Source organism: Lentzea sp. CC55, assembly GCF_021056325.1.
In the GTDB taxonomy this organism is placed as follows: Bacteria; Actinomycetota; Actinomycetes; order Mycobacteriales; family Pseudonocardiaceae; genus Lentzea; species Lentzea jiangxiensis.
In genome coordinates this window covers 33,524-52,956 of the sequence record NZ_JAJCXE010000048.1, presented here as the reverse complement: position 1 = coordinate 52,956, position 19,433 = coordinate 33,524, and the positions used below count along the sequence as shown (strand labels likewise).

At 70.7% G+C, this 19,433-nt stretch carries 13 protein-coding genes; 2 read left to right on the top strand and 11 right to left on the bottom strand.

Annotation, left to right across the window (positions count from 1 at the left end; genetic code table 11):
• Positions 1–3 precede the first annotated feature (3 nt).
• The 10 genes from L6E10_RS31580 to L6E10_RS31535 form a co-directional block, all read right to left on the bottom strand.
• On the bottom strand, positions 4–2,046 hold the full coding sequence (locus tag L6E10_RS31580) for an acetate--CoA ligase family protein (protein ID WP_236223807.1): 2,043 nt from the start codon (positions 2,044–2,046) through the stop codon (positions 4–6).
• Positions 2,043–3,329, bottom strand: a complete 1,287-nt coding sequence (gene hemA, locus L6E10_RS31575; protein ID WP_236223806.1) for a glutamyl-tRNA reductase — start codon at positions 3,327–3,329, stop codon at positions 2,043–2,045. The genes L6E10_RS31580 and hemA overlap by 4 nt, the downstream gene beginning before the upstream one ends.
• A gap of 2 nt (positions 3,330–3,331) precedes the next feature.
• Entirely contained in the window at positions 3,332–4,330 is a 999-nt protein-coding gene (gene hemB, locus L6E10_RS31570; RefSeq protein WP_236223805.1) for a porphobilinogen synthase, read from the bottom strand.
• Positions 4,330–5,130 (bottom strand): aspartate/glutamate racemase family protein, encoded by an 801-nt coding sequence (locus L6E10_RS31565; RefSeq protein ID WP_236223804.1) that lies wholly within the window; start codon positions 5,128–5,130, stop codon positions 4,330–4,332. Before L6E10_RS31565 ends, hemB begins: the two co-directional genes overlap by 1 nt.
• Positions 5,127–6,296, bottom strand: a complete 1,170-nt coding sequence (locus tag L6E10_RS31560; protein WP_236223803.1) for an FAD-dependent oxidoreductase — start codon at positions 6,294–6,296, stop codon at positions 5,127–5,129. Before L6E10_RS31560 ends, L6E10_RS31565 begins: the two co-directional genes overlap by 4 nt.
• Positions 6,293–7,003 (bottom strand): hypothetical protein, encoded by a 711-nt coding sequence (locus tag L6E10_RS31555; RefSeq protein ID WP_236223802.1) that lies wholly within the window; start codon positions 7,001–7,003, stop codon positions 6,293–6,295. The genes L6E10_RS31560 and L6E10_RS31555 overlap by 4 nt, the downstream gene beginning before the upstream one ends.
• Positions 7,004–7,209: 206 nt before the next feature.
• Positions 7,210–8,124, bottom strand: a complete 915-nt coding sequence (locus L6E10_RS31550; protein WP_236223801.1) for a DMT family transporter — start codon at positions 8,122–8,124, stop codon at positions 7,210–7,212.
• 144 nt (positions 8,125–8,268) lie between these two features.
• Positions 8,269–9,189: a LysR family transcriptional regulator gene (locus L6E10_RS31545; protein WP_236223800.1), complete on the bottom strand. Its 921-nt coding sequence runs from the start codon at positions 9,187–9,189 to the stop codon at positions 8,269–8,271.
• Between the two features lie 34 nt (positions 9,190–9,223).
• The gene (locus L6E10_RS31540) at positions 9,224–10,135 is read right to left on the bottom strand and encodes a TIGR03619 family F420-dependent LLM class oxidoreductase (RefSeq protein ID WP_236223799.1); all 912 of its coding nucleotides are present in this window, start codon (positions 10,133–10,135) and stop codon (positions 9,224–9,226) included.
• Positions 10,136–10,150: 15 nt separating this feature from the next.
• Entirely contained in the window at positions 10,151–10,735 is a 585-nt protein-coding gene (locus tag L6E10_RS31535) for a LuxR C-terminal-related transcriptional regulator (RefSeq protein ID WP_236223798.1), read from the bottom strand.
• A 239-nt stretch (positions 10,736–10,974) separates the two neighbouring features.
• Between L6E10_RS31535 and L6E10_RS31530 the strand changes: the two genes are divergently transcribed.
• Positions 10,975–14,658, top strand: coding sequence for a beta-ketoacyl synthase N-terminal-like domain-containing protein (locus tag L6E10_RS31530; protein WP_308102921.1), 3,684 nt, complete (start codon positions 10,975–10,977; stop codon positions 14,656–14,658).
• On the opposite strand, the gene L6E10_RS31525 is transcribed toward L6E10_RS31530, so the two are convergent.
• Positions 14,651–15,283 (bottom strand): TetR/AcrR family transcriptional regulator, encoded by a 633-nt coding sequence (locus L6E10_RS31525; protein WP_236223796.1) that lies wholly within the window; start codon positions 15,281–15,283, stop codon positions 14,651–14,653. The genes L6E10_RS31530 and L6E10_RS31525 overlap by 8 nt on opposite strands.
• Positions 15,284–16,683: 1,400 nt before the next feature.
• Between L6E10_RS31525 and L6E10_RS31520 the strand changes: the two genes are divergently transcribed.
• Positions 16,684–19,407, top strand: a complete 2,724-nt coding sequence (locus L6E10_RS31520; protein ID WP_236223795.1) for a LuxR C-terminal-related transcriptional regulator — start codon at positions 16,684–16,686, stop codon at positions 19,405–19,407.
• The last annotated feature ends 26 nt before the right edge of the window (positions 19,408–19,433 follow it).

Genomic DNA, 19,433 nt, shown 5'->3' with positions numbered 1-19,433 from the left:
CCGTCACGCCTCCTTTGCGATCACGTGCGCGGCGTCCAGCACCTTCGTGCCCGACTCCAGGACCCGCACGGGGTTCAGGTCGAGCTCGAAACCGCCCTCCCAGCCCGAGACCAGTGCCGCGACGGTCTCCAGGGTGCGGACGAGCGACGGCACGTCCGCGGCGGCGCGGCCACGCGCACCGTCGAGCAGTGCCTTGCCGCGCAGCTCGCGGACCATCGCCTCCGCGTCACCGTCCGCGAGCGGCAGCAGCCGTGAGGTCGCGTCGTCGAGCGCCTCGGTGAAGATGCCGCCGAGCCCGAGCGTCAGCACCGGACCGAGGTCGGACGTGTGCACACCGATGATCAGTTCGACACCGTCACCGACCAGCTCCTCGACCAGCACGCCACCGCCGAACGCGGACAGCTCGTCGAACGCGTCCGCGGCGTCGGCGGACGACACGCCGACCTTCACCGCGCCGACATCGGTCTTGTGCACGAGGCCCGGCACGACCGCCTTGAACACGGCCGTCCCGCCGACCTCGTCCACCACCGCCTTGGCCTCGGAAGCCGTCGCCACGACCCTCCCGACCGGCACCGACAGACCGGCTTGCGCCAGCAACGCCTTGAGCTCCGGCTCGGTCAGCTCGGCGGGAGGGGTCGCGACCCCCAGGCCGGCCAGCGAGTCCGCGGCACGCGGCTTGCTCACCTGCCACAGGGCCGCCGCGGCACGAACAGCACGCGCCGGCGACGGGTAGTCCGGCAAACCGGCCTCCCGCAGCGTCGCCCGGGCGTTCGGGGCGAGGAAGTCCGCACCGGTGCGGGAGACCAGCACCGGCTTGCCGGACTTCTCCGCCACCTTCGCCAGCGCCCGCACGGCCTTGTCGACGTCGCCGTCGGTCATCACGCAGAAGCAACCGATGATCATGTCGACGGTGTCGTCGGCCGCGATGACCTCCAGCGACCTGTCGAACAGCGACGGGTCGCTCAGGACGGCGGCGGTGATGTCGACCGGGTTGTTCGCCGAGCCGAAGCTCGGGATGATCTCCGCCAGCGCCGCCCGCGTCCCGTCCTCCAGCGGGGTGAGCTCGAGCCCCCGCGCCACCACGTCGTCCGCGGCGAGGATGCCCGAACCTCCCGAGGTCGTCACGATCGCGACCCGCGGACCCTTCGGCCTGCGCGGGGAGGTGAACGCGTCACCGGCGTCGAGCAGCTCGTCGACGTCCTCGGCGCGCACGATGCCGAACTGGCGCAGCGCCGCGTCGAGCACCCGGTCGTCGGTGGCCAGCGCGCCGGTGTGCGAGGCGGCGGCACGGCCACCCTCCTCGCTGCGGCCGGACTTCAGCAGCGCCACCGGCTTGCCCGAGTTCGCGAGCGACCGCAGAGCGCCGACGTCCGGCACGTTCTCCAGGTAGCCGAGCAGCCCGGTGCAGGCCGGTTCCCCGGCGAGCTCGGCGAGCACCTCCAGCGCGGACACGTCGGCGTCGTTGCCGGTGGTGATCACCCAGCCCGGCCGCATGCCGCGCTCGATGCCCAGCGACGCCGCGCCGAAGCCCAGCGCGCCGCTCTGGCTGACGATGCCGAGACCGCCCGGCTCCAGCGACACCACGGCGTCAGCCGAGAACAGCGGGCTGAACGTGGCCATCACCCTGTTGCCGAAACCGACGGCACCGATGCAGTTCGGGCCGACGAGGCGCAGTCCACCGGCCCGTGCCCGCGCCACGGTCTCGGCCTGCAGCGCCGCGCCCTCGTCGCCGGTCTCGGCGAACCCGGACGACGCGATGATCGCGACCTTGATCCCGGCGGCCACGCAGTCGTCGACGGCGGCGGGCACGCGGTCCGCGGACACGACGATGAACGCGAGGTCGATCGGGCCCGGCGCCTCGAGGACGGACGGGTAGGCCTGGTAGCCGAGGATGGTGCCGCCCTTGGGGTTGATCGGCAGGATCCGGCCGGCGTAGCCGTACCGCTGCAGGTACGCGACGGGCTTGCGGCCCAGCGCGCCCTCGCGTTCGGTCGCGCCGATGACCGCGACCGACTCGGCGTTCCACAACAGGGACAACTCACTCATGCCACGACCTCATCCCGTTCGCCGGGGACGTCGAACAACTTCCCCAGCACTTCCACGTACCGGGAGCCGTCCGGGGCTCCCGCCAGCTCACGTGCCCGCACGGTCGGCCCGTGCAGCACCTTCTCCACGATCCGGTGCACCGACAGCGTGATCTCCGAGCGGTGCTGCTCGTCGAACGTCGGCACCTTGCGGAACAACCTGCCCAGCTCGGCCTCCGCCGTCGTCGACGCGACCGTCCGCAGCTTCACCAGCGCGGGCGCCACCTTCGCCGCCCGCTGCGCGGCGAGGAACGCCTCGACCTCGCCGTCGATCAAGGACCGCACCGAGGCCACGCTGGACAGCGCCGCCTCGTCAGGACGGTTGCCCGCCAGCGTTTCCAGATCGACCAGCGACACACCCTCGACCTTCGCCACGTCGCCCGCGATGTTGCGCGGCAGGGCGAGGTCGAGCAGGAACAACGGTGAACCGCCGCGATGGCGCGCGGCTTCCTCCGCGTCCGCGGCGGTGATCAACGCCCCGGTGCCGCCGATGCACGTCACGACGAGGTCCACGTCCGCGAGCAGCCTCGGCAGCTCGTCGAGCCCGAAACCCCTGCCACCGGTGGTCTCCGCGAGGCGGGCGGCCTTCTCCGGCGTCCGGTTCGCCACGTCGATGCGGCCCAGCCCACTGCCGCGCAACGCCGCCACGACCACGCCTGCCATCGCACCCGCGCCGACGACCAGCGCGGAGCGGCCGGACATCGCCCCCACCACGTGTTCCAGGGCGGAGAGACCGACCGTGGCGAGCGAACGCCCTGCCCGGTTGATGTCGGTCTCGGTCCGCACCCGCTTGCCGAGGCGGATCGCGGACTGCACCAGCTGGTTGATCAACGGCCCGGCGGTGCCGAGGCGGCGCGACCGGTCCAGTGCGTCCTTGACCTGGCCGAGGATCTGGTCCTCGCCGATGACGATCGACTCCAGGCCGCTCGACACCGAGTACAGGTGCCGCACCGCGTCCGTGCCCTCGTGCCGGTACAGGAACCGCGAAGCGTCCTCTTCGGACAGCCCCAGCCGCTCGACGAGCCTGGCGTGCAGCAGGGAAGCGGCCTCGTCCGTCCGCTTCTCGACGTAGAACTCCATCCGGTTGCACGTCGACAGCGCGTAGACGGCGCCGAACTCCTCGGCGGAGTTGATCTCGCTGAGGACCGTGTCCAGCTCCTCGCCGGAGATGACCACGCGCTCCAGCACGTCCACCGGCGCCGACGAGTGGCTGATGCCCAGCAGGGTCAGCTTGACGTCTCCCACGGTCACCGCTCCAGACGTGTGGCGAACTCGGTCGCCCAGTAGCTGATGATGATCGACGCGCCGGCGCGCCGGATGGAGTTGAGGCTCTCCACCACGACCTGGTCGCGGTCGAGCCAGCCCTTCGCGGCGGCGGCCTCGATCATCGAGTACTCACCGGAGACCTGGTAGGCCGCGACGGGGACGTCCACGTGGTCGGCGACGAGCCGGACGATGTCGAGGTAGGCTCCCGCGGGCTTGACCATCACGAAGTCCGCGCCCTCCGCCAGGTCGAGGTCGACCTCGCGCAGCGACTCGCGGATGTTGCCCGGCACCTGCTGGTACGCGCGGCGGTTGCCCTTCAGCGACGACTCCACGGCATCGCGGAACGGGCCGTAGAACGCCGAGGCGTACTTGGCCGAGTAGCCCATGATCGGCACGTGCGGGAAGCCCGCCGCGTCGAGCTTCTCGCGGATCCTGCCGACCTGGCCGTCCATCATGGCGCTGGGCGCGATCACGTGCGCACCGGCCTCCGCCTGCACGACGGCCATGTCCGCCAGGCGCTCGATGCTGGCGTCGTTGTCGACGTCGCCGTCCGGGCCGAGCACGCCGGTGTGGCCGTGGTCGGTGTACTCGTCGAGGTTCACGTCGCCGATGACGACGGTCGCGTCACCGACCTCCTCGACGACGTCGCGCAGCGCCACCTGGAGGATGCCGTCCGGGTCGGTCGCGCCGAGGCCCAGCGGGTCCTTCTCCACCGGGATGCCGAACAGCAGCAGACCGCCGACACCGACGCTCACGGCCTCCGCGGCGGCCTTGCGCAGCGACTCGCGGGTGTGCTGGAACACGCCCGGCATGGAGCTGATCTCGCGCGGCTGGTCGATGCCCTCGCGCAGGAACAGCGGCTGGACCAGGTTGCTCGGGTGCAGCCGCGTCTCGGTGGCGAGCCTGCGCAACGCGGGCGTGCGGCGGAGCCTGCGGGGACGGGCGACGGGGAACTGTGCCAGGGAGGAGTGGGAGGACATCAGACGGCCTTTCCGAGGAAGACGTTCTCGACGTGCTCGGTGAGCGCGTCGTCGGGGCGGCGGAACCAGTAGCCCGCCGTGGAACGCGAAACAACGCCGAGGCGCTTGAGGTGCACCGCGAGTTCCGCCTGGCGCACGAGCAGCCCGGCCGGATCGATCACCGGGACGCCGTGCAGCTCCTTGGTGCCGAGGTGCCAGAAGATCTCCGCCGGGATGCCCTCCCCCGGGATCAGCACCTGGGCGCCGGCGGCGACGGCCCTCTTCGCGGCTGCGTCGAACACCTCGACGAACCGGTCGAAGTCGCCGTCGAGTGCCTGGCGCACGGCCTCGTGGCCGTCGTCGACCAGTTCGTAGGCCGCCAGCCTGCCGGTGAGGCCGTAACGCTCGATGTTCTCGACGATGATCTCGCGCAACGCCGGCATGAAACCGAGGACGCCGAAGCGGTAGCCCAGCATGGCGGAGTAGAAGAAGCTCGTCTCGCCGTAGCCGAGCGTCGGGATCGACGTCTGGGCCCGGCCGTCGTGCAGGCCGGGGTCCTGGCCCGCGGCGATCACCCAGGCGTCGAACCCCTGGCGTTCGGCCTCGACCGCGCCACGGGCGAAGTACGCGTTGAAGTGGATCTGCAGCGCGCCGAACTTGACGAGGTCGAACGGGGTTTCGGTGTCGTAGGTGCCTTCCGGCAGGGTCTTGATGACGATCTCGGTGCCGGGTGAGGTGACTTCGGCCAGGTGCTTGCGGTACCACTCGTCGAGCAGTGGCAGGCGGCCTTCGACGGTGTGCTTGTGGAACCAGATCTTCACGGGGCGACGGACCCTTCGAGTGTGGGCGCGGGGTACCTGGGAGCCGAGTCGAGCATCGACGCCCGCACCAGGTACCGCGCCGCTTCGATTGGATTGCTCGCTGTGGCAGCGAGTTCGCGCACCGCGGCGTCGACCGAGCCCGCCTGTCCGTCCACCCCGGACACTCGTGCTTCGCTGGCCGGGATGACGTGGTCGGTGACCACGTTCCGGCGGCGCCGCGCGGCTTCGTCGAGCAGTGCGCTTCCGTGGTCGCCGTTGACCACGTGGGACAGTGCCGTGGCGATGTCGACCGCGTCGTGGATGCCGCAGTTCATGTTCATGCCACCGGCGGTGGAGGTGAGGTGGGCCGCGTCGCCCGCGAACAGGACGCGTCCCACCCGGTAGTCGTCGATCACGCGGCGCGAGGTGCGGTAGGTGTGCGCCTCGCGCACCTCGATCCGGTCGGCCAGTGTCGGCAGAGCCTTGTGCAGCAGCGCTTCCACCGCTACCGCTGCCGGATCGGCGGTGTGCGGCAGGCGCAGGATGACCCGCCAGTGGTCGGGCAGGCCCAGGACACTGCAGGACTGCACGGGGTCGCGGAAGTACGTCATCGGCGAGAGGCCCGGCAGCAACCGGTCCAGCTCGGTGGTCGTGATGACGCGCAGCGCGTAGGTCGGGTACTCCTTGCCGGGGAAGTCGAGGCCCAGCGCCGTGCGGACGGTGCTGTGCGCGCCGTCGGCCGCGATCACGTAGTCGGCGCGGACCGTGCCGTTGTTCGTGATCAGCTCGACGCCGTCCCCGTCCTGGTGGACCTCGGCGACCGCCGTGTTCCACCGGATCTCGGCCGTGAGCCGCCTGAGCAGCAACGGGGTCAGCACAGTCTGCTCGGCGTGCAGGCGGAACGGGTGCGCAGTCCGGCCGGAGATGGCGTCGAAGCTCATCCGCGTCAGCAGTGCACCGGTCCGGCTGCGCCATTGCAGGTCGTGGACCTTGCGGCCCTGCGCGATGAACTCGTCGGCGACACCGAGCCCTGCCAGCAGGTCGAGCGTGGCCGGGTGGAACGTCGAGGCGCGCGAGGTCGTGCCGAGTGCGGGACCTCGTTCCAGCAGCGTCACCGGAACGCCGTCGCGCGCCAGCACGAGGGCCGCGGTGAGCCCGACCGGGCCCGCTCCGATCACCGCGATCACGGCGCCAGCCGCCAATCCACGACGGCGTCCGGCGCGAGCCTGGTCAGCGCCCACCAGGCGGTGGCCAGGTTCGACGTGATGATCGTGCGTTCGGTGCCCGCCTCGAGTTCCTCCAGCGCGGCGAGCGTGAACATGCCGGTGCCGGTCATCAGCAGCACCTCGTCCTTCGGGCGATCAGCCGCGCGGACCTGCTCGACCAGCTCGCCGGTGGTGACGTCGTAGGGCGAGAAACCCCGGCTGGACCGCACCTTCACGATGTCGCGGACCTTGATGCCCGCCGCCTCCCAGTACGCCTGGGAGAGATCGGTGAGCCACTGCGCGTACGGCGACACGAGCGTGACCTCGGTGGCGTCGATGCTCGCCAACGCCGACAGCACGGTGCGCGTCACGGTGGTGACCTCGACGCCGAACCGCGCGCTCAGGTCGTCGCAGAACTCCTGTTCGCGCGCCGGCCCCTGCAGGTAGTGCGAGCCGCTGCACTCGGCCACGATCGCCCGCGCGCCGAGCCTGCCGAACGAGGCGATCGCCGGCGCCAGCGCCTCGTTGTACTCGGCGATCCGCTCCCGCTGCTCGAACTCGGTGAACAACGGGAAACGCGTGGCGTGGACGTGCACGTGACCGGACAGCAGAGCGGCGAGTTCCGGCTCGACCGCCGCATTTCCTGACGGCACCACGACACCCAGTCGTGGAGCGGTTGGGTTGACCATTCCCCCATGTCCTCCTCGCGTCCCGATGCGGCTCTGTTGGCGCTGCAACCGACGTTATTGGCGGGACGGAAGGAATTCACTACGGAAGTCCGAAGAATGGCCGCGTGGATAATGGACTTCGGGAATCCGAAGCGATTCTCGTCACGAAAAAGGGCCTCCCGGGTCGCATTCCGGGAGGCCCTTCGCCGGGCGGACAGGGGTGGGGGTCAGCCCTTCGCCGCCGCGGGTGCCGGGGAGGGAGAGGGTGCCTGCGCCGCGGCCTTGGGCTTGCGGCGCACGAGCATCACCCCGGCGACGGAAGCGATCGCGCCGACGTACAACGGCCAGCCGGCGGGCTCGCTGAGCACCAGCGCGCCGAGCGCGACCGAGACGATCGGGAACAGGTAGGTGACGGTCGACGCCACGGTCGGGCCGTCCTTGGTGATCAGCTGGAAGTTCAGGACGTAGGCGATACCCGTGCAGATCGGCCCGAGCACGGCGATCGCGATCAGCGCGTCGGTCCGCAGGTGCACCGGCTGCAGACCGGCGAACGGCATCGCGACCAGCAACAACGCACTCGCGGCCGTCAGCTGGGCCGCGGCCAGCGTGAGCGGCGGGATGCCCCTGCCCGCGAGGAACCTGCCCATGTAGGCGAAGCTCGCGCCGAGGCTGACGGTGCCGACGACGAACGCGACGATGCTGCTCGTGGTCCCCGCCGACCCCGACTGCCACGGCGCCGCGATGATGATCGTGCCGACCATGCCGAACAGCACACCGCCGATCTTGGTGGCGGTCAGCTTGCGGTCCTGGCCGAGCACGTAGGCACCGACGATCGTCCACAGCGGCGTCGTCGAGTTGACCACGCCCGCGACGCTCGACGAACCGTGCTGCTCACCCCACGCGAAGAGCACCCAGGGGATGGCGTTGCCCAGCAACGCGGCGACGGTGAGGTGGCCCCAGATCGCACCGCCCTTGGGCAGCCTTCCGCCCCGGCTGTAGACGAACGGCAGCAGCACGACCGCCCCGAGCACCAGCCGGGCGAACACCATCTGCACCGGGGAAAACGAGTATCCGGCGATTTTGATGAAGAGGAAGACCGAGCCCCAGATGAGGCCGAGCGCGATCAACCTCACCAGGCTCATCCTGGACACGGCAGCAGACATCGAAAATCCCTGTTCCTCACGTCGGGAATCCAGACCGGAGTAGTTGCAGGACGAGCTTCACACGCGCGTGCGTGGAGTTCCATCGAGAATTTGCGCTCTCGACCGTGCAGCGGAACTGAACGATCAGCCCCGCCGGGCCACCTTGACCTCGGCCGCCTCGGCCAGGGCGCCCAGCACCGCGGCGAGGTGCGGCGCCTCCTCACTGCCCCTGCGCACGGCCGCGAACACGTGCCGGGTGGGCTGCTCCGCGTCGAGCACCCTGATCACCACGTCGTCGCGCGGTCCCGCGTTGATGAGCCTCGGCACCAGCGCCAGGCCCAGCCCGAGCGCGACGGCCCCCAGGGTGGCCTCCCAGTCGCCGATGTGGTGCACGATCTCGGGCGTGAAGCCGGCCGCGATGCACGCGGCGAACGAGATGTCGCGGCACGTCCCCGTGTTGGAGAAGATCCACGCCTCGTTCGCCAGGTCCGCGAGCCGCACGACCGGCGCGTGCGCGAACGGGTGGTGAACCGGCAACGCCACGTCGAAGCGTTCGGCCAGCAACGCGACCCGGTGGAAGCGGCGGTCGGTGGCCGCGGGACTGTCCTTGGACTCGAGGCTCAGCACCACGTCCACGTCGCCGCGCACCAGCTGGTCGAACGAGTGCGGCGGATCCGACTCGACCAGCCGCACCGCGACACCGGGATGGCTGTCGCGCAGCTCGCGCACGGCGGGCAGCACCAGGCCGGACAGCGTGGCGGCGAACCCCGCGACGCGCACCTCGGCCACCGAGCCCTCCGAATGGGCGAGGAGATCGGCCTGCACGCGTTCCAGCTCGGCGAAGATGTCGTTGGCGCGCCGCAACAGCACGCGTGCGGCGTCGGTGAGGCGGACCCGGCGGCCGACCGGCTCGATCAGGCGGACCCCCACCTCCTTCGACAGCGCCACGAGTTGCTGCGACACCGCGGACGGTGTGAGGTGCAGGGCCTGTGCGACAGCAGCGACGGTGCCCCGCTGGTCGAGTTCGCGCAGCATCCGCAGCTTGCGGACGTCCAGGTCCCCCATCACGCCCCCTCAGCGCACGGCGTGCACGTCCGGTTCACCGCAGCCCACCGGTTCCGAGATCCACGATCTCGGAAGCGACGAGTTCGAGCAACCCCAGGTAGTGCTCGGCCGGCTTGCGCACGGTCTCACCCGGATAGGTCGTGTCCAGGACCACCTGGGTGGCCCCCAGCTCGGCCAGCGCGGCCAGGTCGCCGCGGAGCTGGTCGACCGTGCCCTCCCCCAGGATGCGGTCGCGATCGGGCAACGGCCGCGAGGTGATCCTCAGTTTGATGCGCGGTGCCAGCGCCGGCACCGGCCGTTCCTCCTGCTCGGCGACACGTCGCAGCTGCGGCATCCCGATCTGCTCGAGGTAGCCCGGCGGCACCGACGTCGGATGCCACGCGTCGCCGTGCACCACCGCTCGCCGCAGCGCACCCGTGCTGTGCCCGCCGACCCAGATCGGGATGGACCGCACGGGCCGCGGACCCGTCGCGACCGGTCCGAAACGGACAAAAGAGCCATCGAATTTCGCTATGTCGTTGTTCCACAACGCTTTCATGGCGCGCAGCGACTCGTCCGCGATCCGGCCGCGGGACCGGTAGTCCGCGCCGACCGCGGCGAACTCACCGGGTGCCCAGCCCGCGGCCACGCCCAGCACCAGCCGTCCGCCGCTGAACTGGTCGACCGCAGCGGCCATCCTGGCCATCAGCAGTGGGTGCCGGTACGGCAGCACGATCACGGTCGTGCCGAGCTCGACGCGGCTGGTCTGGCCCGCGAGCCACGACAGCGTGGCGAACGGGTCGTAGAAGGGCGCGGGGAAGAGTCGCTCGACGTCCGGGGTCAGCGCGACGTGGTCGGAGACCATCGCGAGGTGGTAGCCGAGCTGTTCGGCGTGCCGGACCCAGCGCAGGATCTCGCCGGGCGCCGCGCGGTCGCCGTAGTTGGGGATGTTGACGCCGAACCTCATCAGGTGCTCCCGGAGTCAGGCGGCCAGCGCGGAGGCGAGCTGCGCTCTGCGGTTGATGCCGAGCTTGCGGTAGATGCTGGTGATGTGCAGCTCGACCGCGCGGACCGAGACCCGGAACTGGTGCGCGATCTCCCGGTTGGTCTTGCCGCCCACGATCAACGCGGCGATCCGGTGCTCGTGCGCGGTGAGAGCGCGACCGTCCGCCACCGCGGCACGGGTGATGCGCGGGCCGCTCTCGATCCGGGAGATCAGCGAACCGGAGATCTCGGAGGAAGCCATAGTCAATCCCAATTGCTGCGGCTCGGGATCGCGGCCGGACGACAGCGTCAGTCCACCGACGAGCACGTGCCACTCGCGAACCTTGACGCTGCGCACGAGTTTCCGTTGCACATAGGGATCTCCGTCGACCAGACGGCGCAACGCGTCGTCGTCCGCCGCCTCGCACAGCATCAGCCCGCCCGACTCGTCCGCGTACAGGCCGCCCCCCAGCAGCACGCCACGTACGGCCAGATCCTCCCAGTATCTGCGATGAGCGGGCCGGACCTCGGCCAACCGCTCGTCCGTTGTCTCGAACACCATCTCGACCACGAACCTGGCCATGTGGATCTCCCCCTTGATGGACCGTCGACCGCTGTAGTGAGTACGCCAGTACAAACTTGAACGCAAGACCTATTTTGAGTGTAGGGCGTCACGTTCCACCTTGCGAGAACGTCGTTGCCGCACTCCCGGCCCGAACCGGCAATTGCGTAGTTTGGCTTCCAACGAGACTGCGGCCGGACTAAAGTTGGCTCCGGGTACAGGGTTGTACTTGAAACCACTTTGAACCCACCGGGGGAACCGTGACACACCGCCCTGCCTCCACCAGACCCGGCAGCACCTCCAGGGAAGTCGCGGTGGCGGGCATGTCCTGCCGCTTCCCCGGAGCCGGATCCGTGGCCGAGTTCTGGGACCTGCTGACCGGCGGCGTCGACGCGGTCAGCGAGATCCCGCGCGATCGATTCGACATCGACGACTGGTATTCGACAGAACCCGCTCCCGGCAGGACGATCTCGCGGCACGGCGGGTTCCTCGCCGACGTCCGGGGCTTCGACGCCGAGTTCTTCGGCATCTCACCGCGCGAGGCCCGCGCGATGGACCCTCAGCAGCGGCTGCTGCTGGAGGTGGCGTGGGAAGCCCTGGAGGACGCGGGGATCCGGCCGTCCGGGCTCGCCGGGCGGCGCGTCGGCGTGTTCGTCGGCCAGGCCACCGCCGAGTACGGCAAGGCGAGCCGCAACGCGGGCAACCACGACGTGCGGCACGCGGCGGGAGGGGAGCTCCGGGCCGTCACCTCGGGGCGGCTCTCCTACGCGCTGGACCTGCGCGGACCGTCCGTCGTGGTCGACACCGCGTGCTCGTCGTCGCTCGTCGCCGTGCACAACGCCCGGCAGGCCCTGCTGGCGGGCGAGTGCGACGTCGCGATCGCCGCGGGGGTCAACGTGATCCTGCTGCCCGACGACGCGATCGCCTACTCGCAGGCGTCGATGCTCGCTCCCGACGGTCGCTGCAAGTTCGGTTCCGCGCGGGCGGACGGGTTCGTGCGCAGCGAGGGCATCGGCGCGGTGGTGCTCGAACGCCTGGACGACGCGGTGGAGCACGGCGACCGCGTGCACGCCGTCCTGCTCGGCAGCGCGGTGAGCAACGACGGACGCGGCAGCGGTCTCCTGCTGCAACCGGCCGTGCACGGCCAGGCCGAGATGCTCGAGGCCGCCTACCGGGACGCGGGACTGAAACCCTCCACTGTGGACTACATCGAGGCGCACGGCACCGGCACGAGCGTGGGCGATCGGGTCGAGCTCGCCGCCCTGCGCGAGATCGCGGGCGAGGGACGCGAAAAGCCGCTGCTGCTCGGCTCGGTGAAGAGCAACATCGGCCACACCGAGGCCGCCGCGGGGGTCGCGGGGCTCATCAAGGCCGTGCTGATCGCCGAACACCGCACGGTTCCGGCTTCGCTGCACGCCCACGTGCCCGCCGAGGGCCTGGCGGACGGACCGTTGCGGCTCGTCACCCGCAACCAGCCGCTGACCGCCGAACAACCGATAGTCGGGGTCAGCTCGTTCGGCATCTCCGGTACCAACGTTCACGTAGTGCTCACCTCGCCACCGGATCCCGTTTCCACCGCGGACGACGACCGGCCACGTGTGCTCGCGCTGTCCGCCAAGTCGGTCACCGCGCTGCGGGACGCCGCCACCGCGTACCTCTCCCACCTGGACGGGACCGGCGCGGTGCACGACACCTGCTACACCGCCGCGGTGCGTCGCGACCACCACGAGCACCGGCTCGCCGTCACCGGTACGAGCACCGCCGAGTTCCGGTCGGAACTGCGCGCGTTCCTCGCGGGCGAGACCTCACCGGGCCGGGCGTCCGAACGGCCGCAGGTCGTGTTCCAGTTCCCCGGCCAGGGCTCGCAGTGGCGCGGCATGGGCCGTGAGCTGTACGAGGTGTCACCGGCGTTCCGCGCCGCGCTGGACGAGTGCGACGCCGCGGTGCGCGACGAAGCCGGTTGGTCCGTTGTGGACGTCCTGACCGGCGCGGCGCCGTGGCAGGAGACCATTCAGGTCATCCAGCCGGTGCTCTGGGCGGTGCAGGTCGCGCTGGCCGCCCACTGGCGGTCGTGGGGAGTGCACCCTGACGTCGTGGTCGGGCACAGCATGGGTGAGGTCGCCGCCGCACAGGTCGCCGGCGCGTTGTCCACCCGGGACGCGGCCGCGGTGATCTGCCGGCGCAGCGCGCTGATGCAGGAGACCGCGGGCAGCGGCGCGATGCTGTGGGCCGAGCTGTCCGCCGCGCACGCCGAAGGGCTCCTGCGGCGGTATCGCGGTGAAGTGTGCGTGGCCGCCGACAACTCCCCCGGCACGTGCGTCCTGGCCGGTCCGGTGGAGCTGATGAAGACCGTCGCGGAGGACCTCTCCTCGCTCGGCGTCGCGCACCGCCCGGTCAAGGACGTCGACGTGGCGTCGCACTCGCCGTTGATGGACGAGGTCGCGGCGGCGCTGCGCGAACAGCTCGACGCGCTGCGCCCTGAGGCACCGCGGATCGACTTCCGCTCCACCGTGGATGACGGCCGGCGTGAGCTCGACGCCCGCTACTGGGCGGACAACGTGCGGCGCACCGTGCGGCTCAACGACACCATGCGCCGCATCCTCACCGACTCCCGTCACACCGTGGTGCTGGAGATCAGCCCGCACCCGGTGCTGCTGGCCGCCGTCGGCGAGATCGGCGAGGCCGTCACCGTGCCGTCGTTGCTGCGCGGGGAACCCGAACTGCGCACGATCACCAGAGCCCTCGGGCACCTGCACACCGCGGGTGTGCCGATCGACTGGGCGAGCTGGTTCGGCGGCGGCCGGTGCGTGCCCCTGCCGGCCTACCCGTGGCAGCACCAGGAGTACTGGTTCGAGTCGTTCACCGAGGACACCGAACTCGTCCGCGAGGTCGACGCTGCCGCGCTCGGCATCGGGGAAGCGCTGAAGGGGCTGCGTTTTCGCGGTCTCACACCACTTCCGTGCGCGGCGCTGTTCGAGGCCGTGCTCTCGGTCGCCCGCGGCACGGGCACGTCCGCGGCGCACGCGCTCAAGAACGTCCGGTTCCACGAGCTGTGCACCGTCGACCCCGAGTCGTTGCCCACCTTGACGGTCGCGCTGCGACCGGAACGCGGCGGGGTGCGGGCGTTCACGGTGCACACCGGCGAAGGCCTCCTGCTGGCGAGCGGTGAGCTCGAACGCGGCGGGTCGATCAGCACGGTCGAGCTGGACTGGGCGTTCGAACGCTGCCGGGAGTACGTGCGCGACAGCGACTTCCGGGAGCTGGCCGCCCGGCACGGCTACGAGTTCGAGGGCCCGTTCCGCTCGTTGCGCCAGGCGTGGCGCGGCCAGGACATGGCCGTCGCCCGGTTCGGCGCCGCGGGATCGGGGCCGGTGGCGCTGGAAACCGGGATGCAGACCGTGATGCTCGCACTGGGCTCCTCGGCGATCCCGCTGGGTGTGGACCGCGTGCGGATCACCGGCAGGGCCACCGGCGAGTTCTGGGCGGTGGCACGGCGGCGGCGCGGCAAACCCGTTGTCGACGTCCGCCTGTACGACGACCGGCACGACTGCTTCGCCGAGCTGACCGGCATCACCGTGAGGACCGGGGCCTCGGCGCCGTTCGGCCGCCTCACCGAGCTGGTCAGCAGCGTCACGAACCTGCTCAGGTCAGCCAGGACGCCCGCACCGCTGCCCGAGCGGACTCCCACCCGGCGCGAGGAGCCCGTGGTCGTTCAACAACCCGGCGAGCCCGTCCGCGAGGTGGTGCTGGGCCACGTGGCCGCCGTGCTCGGCACGACGCCCGACCGCCTCGACACCCGGAGGGCGTTGCGCGACCTGGGACTCGACTCCCTGATGGCCGCGCAACTCGCCGCCCGGCTGAAGAAGTCCCTCGGGCGAACGGTTCCGGCGACGCAACTGCTGGGGCCTGAGGACGTAGGAGCGCTCGCCGACAGCCTCACCTGACAAGTACGCCGTTCATCACCAGCCGGAGGGTCGTGACGAGTTCGTTGGCGAGCGTCGTCGGCTGCTTGCCACGGCCCACGTACCGGTAGAGCGTCCCCAGGTAGACGTCCCGCAGGATGTTGCCGACCAGTGTCGGGTCGACGTGGTCGGCGATCTCGCCGGCCTGCTTGCCGGTGGCGATGATCTCCGCGAACAACGACGTCGCGTACGGCGTCTCGAAGATGGGGTGGCCGCACCGCACCCAGGCCGTGAGCATGACCTGCGTGGTGCGCCACTCCATCTTGTTGATCTTCGCGAGCGCCCGCATGCAGTTCTCCAGGCACGTCGACACGTCGTGGTTCTCACCCGCGATCGCGCCGAGCTCCGCCCGCAGCGTGTCTCGTCGCCGCGCACCCCACGCCGCGATGACCTCCTCCTTCTTGTCGAAGTAGTTGAAGAAGGTGCCTCGTGCGACATCGGCCCGCTCGGTGATCTCCTCGATCGACGTCTCCTCGTAGCCCTGTCCGGTGAACAGGTCGATCGACGCCGTGTACAGCCGTTCGTACGTGGCCCGCTTGTGCCGCTCGCGCCTCCCGACAGCCTGAGCCGGCGCCGCGGGCTCGGCCACGCGCCGCGTCCCCGCCATGTGTGAACTCCCGTCTAAGTGTGTACCGGAGTACAGGCTAGCGGTGTGCCGGGTCCGAAAATACCGTCCGAAGGTGCAGAATCCGATATTTCACCGATCCGCCCTTCCCGTGTCCCGTCACGCGGTGTGACAGCGCGGGTGATCAGCCTTCGACGTCCGGCAACGCCGGCACGCGGTGATGAGACCACGAAACCGGCTGGACCAGCAGTTCGGCCGCAGGGATTCCAAGGAGCACCACAACATCGTTACGCGCTCTGCTACTGGGAGTAGCGGAGTGATCGCGGATTGCGCGGTCCGGAACCGGAGGACGACTGTCCTCGTGGGAGCGCATCTGTCAAGAAATGGGCACGACCTGCGACCACTTCCCGCCGGGCGCCGAGCTCACGGTGGACCCGTTGGTACAGGTCGGCGGTATTTCCCGGTGACACTGAATCGCCACCAGATGACGGGCAGCCGGTCCGCGACGGCCTGACCGGACCGCGCGTCACCAAGGCCGTCGTCGCGGTGAACGCCGCATCGCCCGATCCGCGAACCTTTGCCACGTCGTCCACAACGGACCGGCCGGACGGCGCGGGGTGAACCGGGGGTGGCCGCGCCGGATGGCCGCCGTCGCCTGCGCCCGCGGCAGGGCCCGGGAGCCACGCAGACCAGCTTCCCGCTTCAACCACGGCACGCTGTCCCCACCCCGAAGCCGACCCTGCCGCCCATCCCCCGGTCCCGGGGCACCCGTCGCTGCGGGCGGCTCGGATCCGCCTCCCGGATCACGACCAGGTGATCAATGCTCGCGGAAAACCTTTGTGGACGGAAAGGCGCCGACGCCGTCGCGACGACATGATCGATCACACGTCACGGGTGCACGAAACGGCCGGCTCGAGCGTCCACACTCGAATCTGCATATCGGTGTTATGTCCGATTCAGGGGAAGGATTCACCGTTCCGGCGATGTATCGGTTACCCATGTCATTTGCCCTCCACCGGCCGAAGGCCTGCCGACCGCGGCCGGTTGCGGATCCCGGTCGCGACCCGGACGCACCGGACGTCGCCGGTACGGGCCCACCGCGGAGACACGGCTACGGTTGCGACACGGATCCGATCAACACGATGATGCGCCGCCCGAGCTGTGCTAAGGGGCGTTCCGGAATCGCGCACCCGAGGTTCGGCGGTCGGCGATTCGGCCGAACCGGTTGACCCGTTCGGCACCTGTTGAGACGCGGCTGCTCAAATTCGTATTCGTAATTCCAATAGCCGCATGAAGCGCAGGAAGACGTTTGACCGCCGTTCCAGGGAAGTGCTGCAAGATGCTCTCGACAAGTCGGGAAGCCGTGCTATAAAACGTGCACCTGGGGGTGCGCTGGACTGGAAAGACCATCGGTGGCCATGTTGGAGGGAACTGGACGGTTGGTGCCGACGGACCATGGTGATGCGCTCGTTGAACTGGTCGGCCTGCTCGCAGAGTGCTCAGCGGGGCCTGGCAGGCTCGCGCTGGTCAGCGGGGGTTTGGCCTGCGGGAAGACCGAACTGCTCCAGCGTTTCCAGCGGCACGCCGCCGCCTCGGGGGCGTTGTTGCTGACCGCGACCGGCTCACCGGCCGAGCGGCCCCTGCAGGCAGGTGTCATCGACCAGTTGTTCCACGGCGCCGGACTGCCGCCGGAAATAGCGGACCGCGTTTCCCACCTCATCACACCGATCGCCACGGCCGTGAACGACTCCGGCGCGGACGTGCGGGGAATCCATCATTCTTACGTGCGGCCCGTGCACGAATTGTGTCAAATTCTTCTCGAATTGTCGCGGGAACGCCCGGTCGTGGTGTGCGTGGACGACGTGCAATTCGCCGACAGTTCCTCGCTGCAGTTCATCCTCTACCTGCGGCGGAGGATGAGGGCCGGGCGGGTGGTCGTCGTGCTCGCCGAGTGGCAGCAGCCGCAGCCGACGCTGCCGCTGTTCCACGCCGAGCTGACCCGGCGGCCGCACCACCGCATCCGGCTCGCACCGCTGTCGGAGCGCGGCATCGTCGAACTGCTGCGCGACCGGGTGCCCGATGCCGAGGCGCTCGCGCCCGCCTGGCACGCCCTCAGCGGCGGCAACCCCATGCTGGTCCGCGCCCTGGTCGAAGACTTCGAGGCCGGCCACGACACCGGTCGCGACCAGGTCGGTCCCGCGTTCAAGCGCGCGGTGCTGGAGTGCCTGCACCGCTGGGAGGCGGGGCTGCTCGAGGTCGCGCGCGCCATCGCCGTGCTCGGCGAGGAGCGCACCCCGGTCCTGCTCGGCCGGCTGGCCGGCACCACACCCGAGGCCGTCGAGCAGGCGGTCGACGTGCTCACCGCCGCCGGCCTGCTCCTCGACGGTCGTTTCCGCCACCCGGGAGTGGGGGCGGCGGTTCTCGACAGCACGCCGGGCACCGAACGGGTGCGGCTGCGCGCGCGTGCCGCCGAACTGCTCTACCAGCGCGGCGCGGCGGCGGCCGTGGTGGCCGACCACCTCGTGGCCGCCGATCGGATCACCTCGGGCTGGCCGGTCGCCGTGCTGCGCATCGCCGCCGAACAGGCGCTGATGGGTGACGACGTGGCAGCGGCCGTGCGCTACCTGGAACCCGCGCTGCCCGCGGTCGAGCCGGACGAGCGGCTGGGCGTCACCAGCGTCCTGGTCCGGGCGCTGTGGCGGGTCAACCCGGCCGCCGCCGTCGTGCACATGGACCCCTTGCACGAGGCGATGTGGGCGGGCGAACTGCGCGGCCGGGACGCCATGACCGTCGTGCACCACGCGCTGTGGATCGGGGACGAGGCCACGGCCGTGCGCGCACTCGCCGTGCTCGACCAGAACCCCGGCATGCTCGACGCGCAGAGCGCGGCCGAGTTGCGGATCGTCTGCCAGTGGTTCCACGGCCTCGGTCCGGCGACCGCCGTCGCCGCCGACGTGGTGGCTGACGCGGACCCGTGGGTGGCCGCGGCTCAGGCCATCGGCACCTTCTGGACCGCCGAGTTCCACCCCGACGCCATCGCCAGCGCCGAGCACGTCCTGCGGAGCTGCCGGCTCGGCGACATGTCGCTGGAGGTCGTGCTCACCGCCCTGCTGATCCTGGTGCACAGCGGTCACCCCGACCGGGCCGAGCGGTGGTGCGACCGGCTCACCGCCGAGGCCGTCCGCGGTGGCGCGGTGACCTGGCAGGCGATCCTGGAGGTCGTCCGAGCCGACATCGACCTGCGGCGCGGAGAAGTGGTGGTGGCCGCCGCACGCGCCGAAGCCGCACTCGCCCTGCTGCCGCACCAGGGCTGGGGGCTCTCCATCGGCTACCCGCTGGCCGTGCTGATGGAGGCCAACACCGCGCTGGGCCGGCACCGCGCGATCGCCGACGTGATGCGGCTGCGCGTGCCCGACGCCATGTTCGCCACCGCCGCCGGCCTGCGCTACCTGCACGCCCGCGGCAACGGCAACCTCGCCGTCGGGCGGGTGCTCGCGGCCATCAGCGACTTCCAGAACTGCGGCACCCGGATGCGGGAGTGGCGCGTCGACCTGCCGGTGCTCGCGCCGTGGCGCTGCGGTCTCGCCCAGGCCAACCTCACCCTCGGCCGCACGGAGGCGGCTCGCGAGCTGATCAGCGAGCAGATGCTGCTGCCGGCCGGGGACCGCCGCACCCGCGGCGCGGCATTGCGGGTGCTCGCCGCCGCGGGCGAGCCCGCCGAGCGACCCGCGCTGCTGCGCGAGGCCGTGCGGCACCTGCGGCGGGCGGGTGACCGGGTCGAGCTGGCCCGCGCCCTGTCCGATCTCGATGAAGCGCTCGGCACCGCGGGCGAGCACGGCGAGGCCCGCGAGCTGTCCCGGATCGCGGTGGCCGGGACCAAGACGTCCTGCTCCGGTGCGCTGCCCCTCCCGGTCGACCGGGGGGACGGTGACGCCGGTGACGGGCGATCGGTCCTGAGCGACTCCGAGCTGCGCGTCGCCGAGCTCGCCGCGAAGGGCCACACCAACCGCGAGATCAGCGGCATCCTCTACATCACCGTCAGCACCGTCGAGCAACACCTCACCAGGGTCTACCGCAAGCTCGGCATGCGCAGCCGGGCGGACCTGCCGCACCGCCTGTCCCCACGGACCGGCGCCGCCCCTCGTGCCTTCCAAGCACGAGGCTGACCTCCGCACCACCCCCGAGCAGACCG